This is a genomic window from Funiculus sociatus GB2-C1, from assembly GCF_039962115.1.
In the GTDB taxonomy this organism is placed as follows: Bacteria; Cyanobacteriota; Cyanobacteriia; order Cyanobacteriales; family FACHB-T130; genus Funiculus; species Funiculus sociatus.
Window position 1 is genome coordinate 1 of record NZ_JAMPKJ010000029.1, and the last position, 13,742, is coordinate 13,742.

General features: G+C 45.8%; 13 protein-coding genes. 8 read left to right on the plus strand and 5 right to left on the minus strand.

Annotated elements, in window-relative coordinates; genetic code table 11:
- Window positions 1-597: 597 nt before the first annotated feature.
- Window positions 598-2,316 (plus strand): DUF3352 domain-containing protein, encoded by a 1,719-nt coding sequence (locus NDI42_RS14930; protein WP_190455033.1) that lies wholly within the window; start codon window positions 598-600, stop codon window positions 2,314-2,316.
- 115 nt (window positions 2,317-2,431) lie between these two features.
- Here NDI42_RS14930 and NDI42_RS14935 read toward each other — a convergent pair whose 3' ends face one another.
- The gene (locus NDI42_RS14935; protein ID WP_190455037.1) at window positions 2,432-3,004 is read right to left on the minus strand and encodes a hypothetical protein; all 573 of its coding nucleotides are present in this window, start codon (window positions 3,002-3,004) and stop codon (window positions 2,432-2,434) included.
- 251 nt (window positions 3,005-3,255) lie between these two features.
- Between NDI42_RS14935 and NDI42_RS14940 the strand changes: the two genes are divergently transcribed.
- The 5 genes from NDI42_RS14940 (at window position 3,256) to NDI42_RS14960 (ending at window position 6,828) form a co-directional block, all read left to right on the plus strand.
- Window positions 3,256-3,414 (plus strand): hypothetical protein, encoded by a 159-nt coding sequence (locus NDI42_RS14940; RefSeq protein WP_190455040.1) that lies wholly within the window; start codon window positions 3,256-3,258, stop codon window positions 3,412-3,414.
- A gap of 26 nt (window positions 3,415-3,440) precedes the next feature.
- The gene (locus NDI42_RS14945) at window positions 3,441-3,740 is read left to right on the plus strand and encodes a hypothetical protein (protein ID WP_190455042.1); all 300 of its coding nucleotides are present in this window, start codon (window positions 3,441-3,443) and stop codon (window positions 3,738-3,740) included.
- A gap of 103 nt (window positions 3,741-3,843) precedes the next feature.
- Window positions 3,844-4,641 carry a hypothetical protein gene (locus NDI42_RS14950; protein WP_190455043.1) on the plus strand — a complete coding sequence of 266 codons (798 nt, stop codon included), beginning with the start codon at window positions 3,844-3,846 and terminating at the stop codon, window positions 4,639-4,641.
- Window positions 4,641-4,832, plus strand: coding sequence for a hypothetical protein (locus tag NDI42_RS14955; RefSeq protein ID WP_190424237.1), 192 nt, complete (start codon window positions 4,641-4,643; stop codon window positions 4,830-4,832). Before NDI42_RS14950 ends, NDI42_RS14955 begins: the two co-directional genes overlap by 1 nt.
- A complete protein-coding gene (locus NDI42_RS14960; RefSeq protein ID WP_190455046.1) occupies window positions 4,780-6,828 on the plus strand; it encodes a thioredoxin domain-containing protein in 2,049 nt (682 codons plus the stop codon). Before NDI42_RS14955 ends, NDI42_RS14960 begins: the two co-directional genes overlap by 53 nt.
- Before the next feature lie 98 nt (window positions 6,829-6,926).
- On the opposite strand, the gene NDI42_RS14965 is transcribed toward NDI42_RS14960, so the two are convergent.
- The 3 genes from NDI42_RS14965 to NDI42_RS14975 form a co-directional block, all read right to left on the minus strand.
- Complete coding sequence (locus NDI42_RS14965; protein WP_190455168.1) at window positions 6,927-8,687, minus strand: peptidoglycan D,D-transpeptidase FtsI family protein; 1,761 nt, start codon at window positions 8,685-8,687, stop codon at window positions 6,927-6,929.
- Window positions 8,688-8,883: 196 nt separating this feature from the next.
- A complete protein-coding gene (locus tag NDI42_RS14970; protein ID WP_190434679.1) occupies window positions 8,884-9,381 on the minus strand; it encodes a hypothetical protein in 498 nt (165 codons plus the stop codon).
- A gap of 262 nt (window positions 9,382-9,643) precedes the next feature.
- On the minus strand, window positions 9,644-11,800 hold the full coding sequence (locus NDI42_RS14975; RefSeq protein ID WP_190455049.1) for a GAF domain-containing sensor histidine kinase: 2,157 nt from the start codon (window positions 11,798-11,800) through the stop codon (window positions 9,644-9,646).
- 638 nt (window positions 11,801-12,438) lie between these two features.
- Here NDI42_RS14975 and NDI42_RS14980 point away from each other — a divergent pair.
- Window positions 12,439-12,582 carry a hypothetical protein gene (locus NDI42_RS14980; protein ID WP_190455052.1) on the plus strand — a complete coding sequence of 48 codons (144 nt, stop codon included), beginning with the start codon at window positions 12,439-12,441 and terminating at the stop codon, window positions 12,580-12,582.
- Between the two features lie 330 nt (window positions 12,583-12,912).
- Here the strand turns inward: NDI42_RS14980 and NDI42_RS28930 are convergent, their stop codons facing one another.
- Window positions 12,913-13,152 carry a hypothetical protein gene (locus NDI42_RS28930; protein WP_190455057.1) on the minus strand — a complete coding sequence of 80 codons (240 nt, stop codon included), beginning with the start codon at window positions 13,150-13,152 and terminating at the stop codon, window positions 12,913-12,915.
- A 264-nt stretch (window positions 13,153-13,416) separates the two neighbouring features.
- Between NDI42_RS28930 and NDI42_RS14990 the strand changes: the two genes are divergently transcribed.
- On the plus strand, window positions 13,417-13,695 hold the full coding sequence (locus tag NDI42_RS14990) for a hypothetical protein (RefSeq protein WP_190455172.1): 279 nt from the start codon (window positions 13,417-13,419) through the stop codon (window positions 13,693-13,695).
- Window positions 13,696-13,742: the final 47 nt, after the last annotated feature.

Here is a 13,742-nt window from a genome sequence, read left to right on the forward strand (position 1 = left end):
TTGTCATGAATAGATGGCTGTTGTGTGGTAACTCTAGCCTCTCATGTCCCTCTACCCTTTTTCACAAATTCCCCGCGGCTATTGGCTTTCACCTACTTCTGTCAGGCAGTCAGCCCAACAATCAATACCATGTAGTTCAGGTCTATTATGGATTCTTCCAATAGCCCTTCTCGCAACTGAGTTATATTTCGCTGTGCCGATTTTCTTAATCTCTGATATTTCAGCCAATCCTGTTGAATGTTTTTTAACAAATTGAAAACACTCCCATAGAATTTTACTCAAAGACGAGGTTAAGCCTTTGCTTGTATAGTTAGTAAACTTCTCCCTAAATTGGTGTATATCCGCAGGCAAAGGTCTAAATCCTATGACACCCAAAGCGCACCAAAAGTGCGATGGTATTGAAATGAAATACCATAATCGCCATCCATCGGTAAAATGTAACTACTTCTCAGGGTAGAAATGAGCAGTGAGGTAATTGATAATAGGTAACTGGTAATTGGTAGTAGCAATTACCCATTCCCGATTCTCGATTCCCCATTTCCCTTTCCCCATTCCCTGCTAAATTGGCAATGGCACTGCATAGCCTGTCTGAATTTCATGCTTAAGAAAAATAAACGTCCCCTAATTCTGGCTTTGGGAACTGGTGCGTTGCTACTGGGCGGCGCATTGGCTTACTGGCTGCTGGTGCAGCAAAATATTTTACGGGGTAATGTCCCAGAAGGTGCCAAGTTAGTTCCTCAGGATGCGCTCTTTGCCGTATCAGTTTCTACTGATGAAAAGCAATGGCAGCAACTGCGGGAGTATGGCACTCCGCAAAGCCAAGCTGCCTTTGCCAAACAGCTGCAACAGCTGGAAAAAAATCTCCTCACTGCCAACGGCTACAACTATCAGCAAGATATTAAGCCTTGGGTGGGTAAAGAAGTTACGATCGCTTTTTTGCCCCCGGAAACACCGCAATCCCCGAATGCGATTCCCGTTGGTCAACAATCGGTGGTGATGGTGCTGCCAATTAACGATCCCTTGCAAGCAAAGCAAGTGTTGGAAAGAGCCAGACCGCAAACCGCCAACAAGTTCGTTGAACGCGATTACAAGGGCATTAAGATTAGAGAAACGCCGAGCGGTGCGGCACAGAAGTTTTCCACAACGCTGCTAGAACGTTCTTTGGTTGTCAGCACCGATCCTAAAGGGACGGAGCGCATAATCGATACCTACAAAGGTGCAGCATCTTTGGGGACTACTCCAGGTTACTCGGAGGCGTTGGGTAGGATTAGAGCCACAGATCCATTTGCGCGATTATATTTCAATGTGCCAGTTGCTACTGCTGTAGCCGCAGCAAACTCGGCGCGATCGCTTCCTTCCCAAAACCTCGCTTCTTTGCAACAAAAGCAGGGTTTAGCAACAACGGTGATGTTGCAACCACAGGGAATTCTTTTTAAAGGGGTTTCTTGGCTGAAGCCGAACAGCGAAAACAAGTATGCTGTTGAAAACAATTCCAAAATTATGTCCCGCCGCTTGCCAGAAAACACGCTGATGATGACTTCTGGCGGCAATTTAGAGCGATTATGGCAAGATTACGTCAAGGGCGCTCAATCAAATCCGATTATCCCGATCAATCCAGAAGCCCTGAAAGCTGGAATAAAGTCTCAACTTGGTCTAGATTTAGAGCAAGATTTGCTGCCTTGGATGCGAGGCGAGTTTAGCTTGGCTTTAATTCCCGCACCTAAAGGAGTTCCCTCAAATTTAGGTGCTGGGGTGGTATTTATGGTGCAAGCAAGCGATCGCTCTCGTGCGGAAAAATCCCTCCAGCAAATAGATCAGGTGATGGCAAACCAATACCAATTCCAGGTGCAACAGGGAAGCTTGAATAATCAACCAGTAGTCAACTGGACATCGCAGTTGGGTGGTTTAGCCGCAACTCACGGCTGGTTAGATGGAAATGTTGCCTTCCTGTCCTTGGGCGCACCTGTTGCTACTACCATCGTCCCGCAACCACAAGCAACTCTCTCCGACAGTGAGTTATTTAAACAGGGGATGCCAACAGAACTTAATGCCAAAAATGGTAGCTTCTTCATTGATGTTGACCGCACGATTAATACTGGAAATCTGGCACTGCCGCAATTTTCGCCCGATCAAAAGATATTTACAAATGCGATTCGCTCCATTGGGGTAACAGCTGGACTTAGTAGCGATCGCTCTAGCCGTTTTGACATCTTTGTGCGGACGAAAAAAATTGGGGAACCCAGTAATTCTGGAAAACCTAGTATTTCTCCTACTCCCCAAAGTAGCCCCCAAGCATCTCCCACCGCTTCGCCCTAATTTTAGGAAGCTGCACATCTTTATTGTTTTTTGTCAGTGGTCAGTTGCCACAAAATACTGACCACTGACTACTGACAATATCCAAATAAGGAGTTTAAATTTATAAGAGCGATCGCTAATTTATTTTTTGGCAGTAACACTCTAACGCCAGGTCATAACAAGTATTGCTATTTTTATAAAACTCAACTTGGCTGGGCTTATTTGTCACTTCCGAGTTTCCCAAAGCACTGCACAGCCACCAATCACCATTAAGATTGAGACGTTTTGCCCATTCAGCGATTAACGGTTGAGCTTTTGTATGCCATTCGCTGCTTGGTGAAATTCTACCAACTTTAACAAGTGCCTCTTTATAATTATTGGATGCTGCTAACTGGTTCGCCCACTCAAATCGACACTCTTGAGTTAGTGCATTAGCATCGGCGTAATAGTTGGAATTACTAAGTGCTGTTTTGGCTTGTACAATACATTCCTCAAATTTTCCCGCAGCTTTGAGATTTTCAACTTCTTCCAAAATGGTTTTTGCTTGAGAAGTTTGCAAAGGACTTGACGGACTTTGCATCTCAATTAAAGTCATTTCTTGGCTTTGTTCAGCTTGTATTTCAGTGTAAGCGTAAACGCTCATCCCACCAAGAAGAGCAACACCAAGACCTATTTCCAATATCAGGCCAGCTTTGTTGTAGGATGACATAAAATTTCGCACAGTAGCCTTGTGCAGAGATATTGTAAGCCATAGACTACTGGCTGGAGAATGTTTAATACATCCTGCTATCAGGTGAATTTGCAATACACCCACACTTTACAAAGGTAGCGACTGAAGTCACCCTGGCATTTTGACTTTAACAATAATCACCCAATCGGGTGAATCGATAGAACGAAGTGCGATCTCTAGACAACATCGTATCGTAATATTTACCATGCGATGGACGGAGGCTCTTGTCCATGTTTAAAAGACTTCTCCAAGCCGCCGCGATCACCTTGTCTCTCAACGTAATTGCGGCACTTAACCAACCTAGTATAAACCAGACGACTAATCAATTGCCGTCCGGGAAAACTTCAACACCAATAGCGAGTGTGCTGGATCAATTTCTCAAAAACTGAGACTTAATTAATCAAGGAACCGCTAAATGACACCACAATTTAAAGATTTAGAGGCGTTAGCTCAACAAGAAATTGAGCTAATGCCCACATTAGCACTTACTTTGCGATCGCGCCAATATCAGGATGCACCTCTAGAAGAAATTTTTGATTTACTCGAAAGTGTTACAGAATCCTTTGCAGCGATCGCACACACCCTTCCTATACAGATGCAATACAGCGCCCGAAAAGAAATTGAGTTTTTCGTTTCTTTGTACCTACAGCGCTTTCATGATGCACTTTACAAAAAAAAATGCTATCGTGCAAAGACAAAAGTCATTAGTCGTTAGCTAGTGACGATATAGCAATCTTAAAAAGGTTGTAAACCTTAGTAAAGGCTGGTCAACCTGTCGTTTTCATAACGAGAGCGGCTTAGCAAAGTGGAGTTTAAATATGAAAAAAAGTTTAATTGCATTTTTATTACTAATATTGGGTTCTGCTTCTGTTGCTTATTACTTTTGGAGTCAGGCAACAAAGCTCCCGGATTGGTACGTTTCCAAGGGAGTAAGTAGCGATAAATTAATTAACCTATCTAATGAAGTAGAAGTACAAGCAGTAAAAACTAAGCTCCAAGAAAAGATTGATACCAAAATAGAAGACAGCATTAATGCTCGTCAAGAAGTCAGCCCTAAATTAGCTAGGGTTGATGGATATGAAGTTAATACTGATGCACCGAAAAATCCTGAAGCCAAAGAAAATAGTAGAACTATAGAAATAGACTTAAGCGAAAAGGATTTCAACGAGTTGGTAGTTTCATCGGTAGCAGAAAATACACCGAATAGTAAAGTATTGGAAACAACCAAAGGTTTTAATACAACCATAAAAGATGGAAATCTAGAAAGTGGAGCAGTAATAAATGTTTCTGAGATTCCCAAAGACAGACTAGAGCAAAGGGAAAAGGCTTTTGTAGAAAAGATAACTAAAACTTTTCCTTTTTTAGAAAATCAAGATGTTTATATTGGCATAGAGGGTAAGCCTAAAGTAGAAAATGGCCAGTTAAAATTTGAGGAAGATACAAGAATAAAACTGGGAAACTTGAGCTTGACAATATCAGAGCTTTCCCAAAAGCTGGGGATTCCTGAAGATAAAATAAAAGAAAGGCTAAAGTTAGAATTGGAACTAGGGCAATTAAAAATAAGCGATATAGAATTTAATGATAATAACGCTTTGATAAAAGGCTCAGTGAATTGATGCGATCGCGAGTAGGCGCGTCTACCACCAAAGACAATCGAACAGGATACGACGCAAGATGGAGCGATCGCTTGATGCCTCACGCTAAACTGCTAAAGGTGAAAACCGTTGTCAGACCGAGTGCTGCAATTAGCGTTTATGAGCAATCGCCTAGCCCAAGAATCAAGCCTCTATCTCCGCAAACACGCTGAAAATCCCATAGACTGGTGGCCTTGGAGTCAAGAAGCCTTAGAAAAGGCAAAGGCTGAGAATAAGCCGATTTTGCTCTCGATTGGTTACTCCAGCTGCCACTGGTGTACGGTAATGGAAGGAGAGGCGTTTTCAGATAACGCGATCGCGCAGTATATAAATGCCAATTTTATCCCGATTAAAGTAGACCGGGAAGAACGTCCTGACATTGATAGTATTTATATGCAGGCGTTGCAGATGATGAGTGGTCAAGGCGGCTGGCCTTTGAATATCTTTCTGTCGCCTGATGATTTGGTGCCTTTTTATGGCGGTACATATTTCCCCGTAGAACCGCGCTATGGACGACCGGGATTTTTGCAAGTGTTGCAAGCGCTTCGCCGCCACTACGACACCGAAACCGACAAAATGCAAAGTCTCAAAGAAGAACTTCTCGGTTATATGCAGCAAGCAGCTGTATTGCAAACTGGAGTAGAGACGCAGGGGTTGGATAAAAATTTGTTGCGGCGAGGTTTGGAAACTAGCGCCGGGGTAATAGACAGCGACGGACAGGGTGCGAGTTTCCCGATGATACCGTATACCGAGTTGGCGCTGCGGGGTGTCCGATTTAATTTTGAATCCAAATCCGATCCTAACCAAGCTTGCAGCAAGCGAGGATTAGATTTAGCACTAGGAGGAATTTACGACCATGTAGGCGGCGGCTTTCACCGTTACACAGTCGATCCTACGTGGACGGTGCCACATTTTGAAAAAATGCTTTACGACAATGGACAAATTGTCGAGTATTTGGCGAATCTATGGAGTGCTGGGTTAAAGGAAGCAGCATTTGAGAGAGCGATCGCGCACACAGTAAAATGGCTGAAACGCGAAATGACTGCACCCGAAGGTTACTTCTACGCTGCTCAGGATGCGGATAATTTTACCACTCCAGAAGAGGCAGAACCCGAAGAAGGGGCGTTTTACATTTGGAGTTACCCGGAAATAGCCGAGTTGCTAACTCCCCAAGAGTTTGCAGAAATTCAAGAACAGTTTACAGTGACACCAGGAGGCAACTTTGAAGGCAAAATTGTATTGCAGCGCCGTCATCCAGGGAAACTGACTAAAACACTAGAAGCAGCTTTAGAAAAGCTGTTTGAAGCTCGTTATGGTGTTAAGGCAGGATTAGAAAATTTTCCTCCAGCCCGCAACAACCAAGAGGCAAAAACTGGAAATTGGCCGGGACGGATTCCACCTGTCACCGATACTAAAATGATTGTGGCATGGAATAGCCTGATGATTTCAGGTTTAGCCAGAGCTTACGGAGTATTCAGCAAAGAAGAGTATTTGTCTCTCGCTGGAGGCGCTGCCAATTTCATCTTAGATCGCCAATTTATTGACGGACGCTTCCACCGCCTTAACTACGACGGCTGTCCATCCGTATTGGCGCAGTCGGAAGATTACGCCCTGTTTATCAAAGCCCTGCTAGATTTGCACCAAGTGACTCAAGCTCGTTTCTGGATGGAGAAAGCGATACAGTTGCAAGAAGAGTTTGACGAATTTCTTTGGAGTGTGGAACTGGGTGGATACTATAACACAGCGAAGGATGCCAGTAGCGATCTAATCGTGCGAGAGCGTAGCTATGTGGATAATGCTACACCAGCGCCGAACGGGATAGCGATCGCCAACTTAGTCCGTCTAGCTATGCTCACGGAAAATCTGGAATATCTCGATCGGGCAGAGCAAACATTACAAGCATTTAGCAGCATAATGGAGCGATCGCCACAAGCGTGTCCAGGTTTGTTTACCGGGCTGGATTGGTATCTTCACTGTACGCTGCTTCGCACCACAGTTAACCAACTTGCCAGCGCGATCGCTCAATATCTCCCCACAACTGTATGCAATGCAGAGGTGATGCCATCTGAGGCGGTGGGATTAGTTTGTCAAGGGCTAACTTGTCTGCAACCCGCCCAAACCCAAGATCAGATGTGGGAGCAACTTTTGCAAAGCCAAACTAGGGGGTAGGGGCTGGGGACTAGGGACTAGGGACTAGGGACTAGGAACTGGCTAAGATTCTTCCCAATCCCCAATCCCCAATCCCCAATCCCCAATCCCCAATCCCCTCATTTTTCCGCCGAAGGTGGAATTTGTTCGATACTAATCAGCGCCTCCATGACTGATTTAACCACTGGTGCCGCCACAGTGGAACCATAGGCATTTTCCCCTTTCGGTTCATCCACTACAGCTAAAACCACATAGCGGGGAGAATCTATAGGCAAGATACCCACAAAGCTTGTAATTCTGGCACTAGAGTATCCTCCTGTAGCACTGGCTTTTTGGGCAGTTCCCGTTTTACCACCAATCCGATAACCTGGAATCTGAGCCGCTTTACCCGTTCCCTTTACCACCACAGCTTCCATCATTTCTAACACCGTCTGGGTAGTCTTCGGGGAAAAGAGGGGGCGCGGTGTTGGTTGATTTGGTTGCCAAAACACCTGCCCTTGAGTATCAAATAACCCCCGGACTAGATGGGGCGTTATCAGTTTGCCACCATTGGCCAGAGAAGCGTGCATCTGTGCGAGATGGATAGGCGTTAGAGAGAATCCCTGACCAAACGAGGTGGTAGCTGGTTCAATCCGAGATGAAGTAAACTGCTCAGAGCTTTTCATCTGCCCTGGTGCTTCAAAAGGCAGGTCAATGCCCGCTGTTTGCCCCAGCCCCAGGCGTTCCAGCCAGCCGTAGTAGACGCTTGGCTTCATTTGTTGCATGATTTGTACCATGCCAATGTTGCTGGAGTATTGCAGAATCTCAGAAATTGTGAGCCTCCCGTGACGGCCAGGTTCAGCGTTTTTGATCTGCCAGCCACCTACCTGAATATTACCGCCGTCATAGAATGTAGTTTCTGGTGTAATTGCTCCAGCTTCCAGAGCGATCGCTACATTCAACGGTTTAAACGTCGAACCCGGCTCATAAAGGTCAGCCAGCGCCCAGTTCTTAAACAAACCCACGTCAGAATTAAAATACTCATTCGGGTCATAGGTCGGCTCTGCCACCAGCGCCAGCAAAGCACCATCCCGCGCATCCATAACGATAACCGTACCACGCTTAGCTCTAAACAACTCTATCTGTTGCTTCAAGGCAGATCGCGCCGCCCGTTGCAAGCGAGAGTCAATCGTCAGCTGTAGTCGCAGGTCATCAAAGTGCAGCAATCCTTCTGGCAAATGGTCAGGCATTAACGTGCCATTCCCAGCGCGGCTGAGTCGCACGGTGCGAACAGCACGCACCAGTAAATTTTCCTGACTATATTCCACACCTGCCTGTCCGCGATGGTCAACATCGACATAGCCCACCACGTCTGCTGCTAAATCCTTCTGAGGATAGAGGCGGGCGTAATTTTGAATCAGTTCAAGTCCATCGTTTCGCAGTTGGGCGATCTTGTCAGCCTGTTCTTCGGTTAGAGAGTAGGCAACCCGAATCCCACTATCGCGCTGGTTAAACATAGTAACCAGCGCGTCGGCAGAAATTCCCAAAGTCCCACTTAGCTTGGTAGCGATCGCAGATTTTGATTGTTTGAACAGCTTTGGGTGGGCAAACAGTGTATAAGCAGGGCGGTCTGTTGCTAAAACGTTGCCGTTGCGATCCACAATCGCGCGGCGCGGCACAAACGGACGCAGATATACCATTTGCTGCTGTCGCGCTTTTGCAAGCAGTGTTGGTGCCTTGACAATTTGCAGCCGATACACATTCAGCGCCAGCCCTAACCCACTTGCGAACAGCACTCCCCAAACGAGTAGCAGCCGGATGGATGAAGGATTAGACAGCAAGGCAAGAAAAGGAATTATGCCGCTTGTTTGTTTCTCTTCTTGCGGACTTTTGGCACCCATTAGAGACGCGAGATTGCGCGTCTCTACATTATTTGATACCTGATGATTTTTTCTGGCACGAGTAGCTTCTAGGGGCAGTTTTTTGGCTGATGGCATCCTACTAGCTTTGTGATTCAACAGGTTCGTAGTTTTGCCATTTCCGGAGACTTTCTGCGTAGATGTCCTACGACTTCTAGATCCTGAATTCTCCATGCCTCTAGTAGCCCATTGGCATTGTTGGTGCTGGTTCTGGGTTAGCAGTCGCTGCTGGTGTGGGCAGTGACTGGCGCTGCGGTGCAGGCGCTAAAAAGATGGTGTTGGCGGGATTAGGAGAAACCAAGCCAGTTCCCGGACGCTCAGCTTCTTGAGCCAACTTATCTTTCAAGACTTCATTCGCCGCCGTCATCTGTCGCTCATTGCGTTGCAAGGTTTCCAGATGCTTGTACTGCCGGCTCCACATCTGCTGAGTATAGACTGTCCAAGCATAAACCCCCAGCGTAGCGGCAATCAAGCCGAAGCACAATATGTCTGATACGCGCTGCACGTAGGCAAGCGATCGCAGCCAACCTGGTGATTGAGCTTGAAATGCTGGCTTTTGGGTTCTTCTGCTACTGGTTCTAGACGGTACGCCGCCTTTGGGTTGCCGCGAGGAGATATCTGGTTTTCTTTTCCCAAGGCGGCGGTCTGAAGCAACGGATTGAGGGACAGCAGACATAAGCAGTTTTTAGTTGTTGGTTATCAGTTGTTAGTTGTCGGTTGTTTTTCCTTGCCACTAACTACTGACACCATTTTGTTTTACTTTGGTAACGCTTTGAATTATTGAAACTTCTACAGCTTAGAGTTTCACATCCAAAATCCAAAATCCAAAATGGTATGACCACTGACAAAGGACAAAACACCAACGACTTTAAACCATAGACACAAAGGCTGTCTATTGTCCACATTTTAGAGTCGCTAGTCTGTTTTCGTGCAATTTGTCAATTCTTGCCCAATGGTGTCTTCCTAATCTCCATCCCTAATTTCATCGTGGTGTCTTCCCAGTCCCCAGTCGCCAATTCCCGATCCCCAATCTCTCCTTTACTTGGTGACAACGGTTTGGGTTGCTGGAGAGGAATTTCTATAATAAACTCTGCACCTTGACCGGGTTGGGAGTGACAGTGTAAGTTGCCTTGGTGCTGGGAGACGATGGTTTGATAACTTACGGTTAAGCCCAATCCCCTGCCCTGACCAACATCTTTGGTAGTAAAGAAGGGGTCGAAGATTTTCGGCTGAATTTCGTGGGCAATTCCAGGGCCATTGTCTGCGATCGCAATCCTCACAAAATCTTCCCCCGTTTCCCCATCACTCACCAACTCTGTACGCAACTTGATAATTTTTTCTTTAGAGGACCACCTGCTGATCGCTTCTATAGCGTTCATCAAGATACTCATAAATACCTGATTGAGTGGCTTTGGGTAACACTCCACGGGGGGTAAGTCGCCATAATGCCGCACCACCTCAATTTCATCGCCCAGGTAACTGTACAGAATTGAGAGGGTACTTTCTAACGCCTCGTGGATATCTATCGATTTCTGGGACGCTTGATTGAGGCGAGAAAAGTGCTGCAATGAGTTAACAATCTCGCGAATCCGCTCAGCACCTACCTGCATCGATTTTAAAATCTTGGGTAAATCTCTGAGTAAAAAATCTAGCTCCACTTGCTCAGTCAGCTTTTGTAATTCCGCATTTCGGTTCGGATACTGAGTTTGATAGCCCTGCACTAACCGGATCAGGTCATGGATATAATTTTCTACATAAGGAATATTGCCGTAGATAAAGTTCACTGGATTATTAATTTCGTGAGCAACCCCAGCCACCATCCGCCCCAAACTTGACATTTTTTCACTCTGAATCAGCTGAGATTGCGTTAGCCGCAGTTCTAAGAGCGTTTGGGAGAGTTGCTCGGCTTGCTGGGCGCTCGTGTGTGCCTGCTGCTGAGTTTGGGCATACAGATTCGCCTGTTGAATAGAAATCGCCAACTGATCGGCAACTGCTTGGGCTAGTTTCTGGTCATTTTTCGACCAATACCGGATTTCGGAACACTGATTGAGATAAAGAATTGCGTGCAGCGTTCCGTTAGCCTGAACTGGCACCGCTAGAGAAGATTTTATCTGAGCTTTTTGGTACTCAAGGTTGGCTTCCCCAACTCGTCCATCTCGCGTAATGTCGGAGATGCTCACCTGTTGACGATGCTGGATCACCCACTGGGTGATTGGGCCGTGAGTATCAAAATCATCGATTGTGGGGGGAAAAGGCTCCCTACACACTTCATAAAGGTGTTTCCGTCTGAAAGCAGCAGAAGAGGGTTGGGGGTTTTGTAGGTGATTCTCCCGCTCAGATACACGGATACTCTCCTGTTCATGACTTTCTACCAGATGAATTAGACACCGATCGGCTGATAATGCTTGCATCAGCTCTCGCGTCGCTTCGGTGAGAATGGTTTCTAGGTCAAAACTTTGCCGGGTAAGACTGGTAATCTGATTCACCAGTTGCTCTCTTTGAGCTTGTTTCTGGGTTTGCTCATAAAGCTGAGCTTGACGGATGGCAATTTCCAGCTGCTGGGCGATCGCTTGCAGAAACTCGATTTCGGAGCTTGACCAAATGCGGGGTTGCTCTGAAATACAGGCAATAAAGCCTATCGAGCCTTCTGACTGCTTTAAGGGAACTAATAAGTTAGCGATCGCACCCTGGAATATAGCCAACTGCGGCGATCGTTGGTCTTTCTTTATCTGCTGTTGGATCAGCCGCAGCTGGGAAAGCCATCGGCTAACTATACCCACCACGCCTGGATTAGAAACTGCTGTTTTGCTGTTGATGATTAATTTGCCAGTAGCGATCGCGGGCGCGATCGCTCCAAACTTTTCTACCGGATAGTATCCCAGTTGAGCATTTTTTCGATTTTGGCGCGATCGCTCTACTACTACTTGCACCCGTTGCGTATCCTCGAAATACCACAAAAAACAACACCTATCCAGGTTTAGCAATGTGGCAATTTCGTCTACCGCCGTTTGCAGAACTACTCTCAATTCCAATGAGTTCCGAATCCGGTCAACGATTTTCTGTAGTAGTGTCCAATGTTTTTGAGGATATGGCATCCAGGCTGCTAGTAATTTGCTTTTTTTAGCAAAAATAGGGAACACAAAGCTTTCCTTGAACAATTCGGGCGCTTGTGGGCTAGTTAAATTTTTATGCAGTGGTTACAAGTCCTTTTGTCAAGTTATTTTGCCCGGTGAAGCTTTGTCAGCATAACGGATCTTTTCCTCCTTAAGTTGTATTCAGATTAACTAATACTCAACTTCGATAGAAGTTTCTTTCCAATTTACAGGGTTTTTTCTTATTTAAAGCTTAAAAAAACTGCATCACTCTTTAGTTATGGATTTTACACTAAAAATAGTATAGACAGAAATTACCGTTCATGCTAAAATTTTTGTGGTTATTTTGGATTTTCAAAAAATTCCAAAACCCCAAGCAAATTCGCTGTCTGGCGAATAAAAGCAAATCCGCAAAGGCAGCGATAAACCGTCAATATCTAAGACAGCTTAGGAAAGGTGAGGCACGCGGAAATCGTCGGGACTCACTCGAAACGGAAACATCACTTCTAGCCGATTGGGCAAAGTGAAGTTCAAAATCCAGAAATCCTCCTTTGTAGGGACAGGAGTTTCAAGCAAAAAATACAATATTGTGATTAAATAGCAAACGATTCCTTCAGTAGCAATCCATAAAAGAGGAGTGTATGAACAAAAAGATACTTAGTTTGGTTTTGGTACTCGGCTTGGCTGCCACCTTGGGAGCTTGTGACCAAACGGGAGGAGGCGGAGAAGGAGCTAGTCCTTCACCCACCGTATCACCCACCGCATCACCTACCACATCTCCTTAGTAATTAAGCTGGGTCTCGCTTCTCATCCCCTGAATGAAGTTCATACCGCCGAAAGGGTATGATTTTCTCCAGTTGGTTAGTTATCCCTAGTCTGAATCTCAGGTTGGTAATCGTTCCTAACATATTAAGTTAGGCATGTACTACCACCTGGGTATCAGATTTTTGATTACCAGCAAATACAAGTTTTATCTCAGATGTAGGCGCAGCTAAATTTTAGGTAATGGCTGACAAGATTTATATGATATTGCGGTAAGCAGCTTTTGGCGCTAAATGCTACTACTGCAATTAGGCAGTCTTGACTATTGTCGAAAACGAGACTGGGGCTGGGATTTAAATAAATTGCCCATCGAGTGAGAATTTAACCCCAGGGCTAGATATTCTCAAGCTAAAACCACTCACCAGGCTGAGGAGAGTTCCGGTGCTTTTGGCAAAATGGGAGCCGGAAGCGATCGCACACTCATCGCCGATTTTAAAATTTTTAGACAGCCATCGTTCTAAACCAGCGCTTTCTTTGCCAGATTCCCAGCTACCGACCGAAGCATTGATGCTGGAATGGTTTGATGAAAGCATAGGCTCCCCACTCGCCTTGGAGAATAGCTGCCCTGGTTAGCCCTTTAGCACTGATTCCCAATTATTGGGAAGAATACCCTTGGTTGTTTGAGCGCATCAAGCAGATTCAACAAATCTGTAACGAACCGCTACCCCTAGGACTTCTGAAGGATGAACGATGAATTAAAAAAAACAAGTTTTTGCCTTTTGCAGCCTTCCACCCCCTCCAACTGGTTCGCCAGCAGGGGAGAGGGGAAAAACTTTTATTGCTGGGGGTTAGGCGGGATTGCCTTTTGTTTTTTACCTTTTGCCTTTTGCCTTCCTTCGTGGGCATTACCACCGCCGGAGGAAGTACCAGAGGAAGTATTGCGGACGGAGATTATTACCGAAGCGCGATCGCCAATTGATGGCAAACCCATCACAGCAGCTGAATACGCCCAGCTGCAAGCCGAGTTGCAAACCATTACCCCAGGGGCATCCCCACTCAATCCTCAACTGCGAGAATTAGTTTTTCTGCTGAGAGTGCGGCAACTACTGCGGAGAATTGGCGTTCCCATCAAATAGCATTTTGTCACTCCCAGCAAGACATCTCAGACTGTTGGGATTGATTC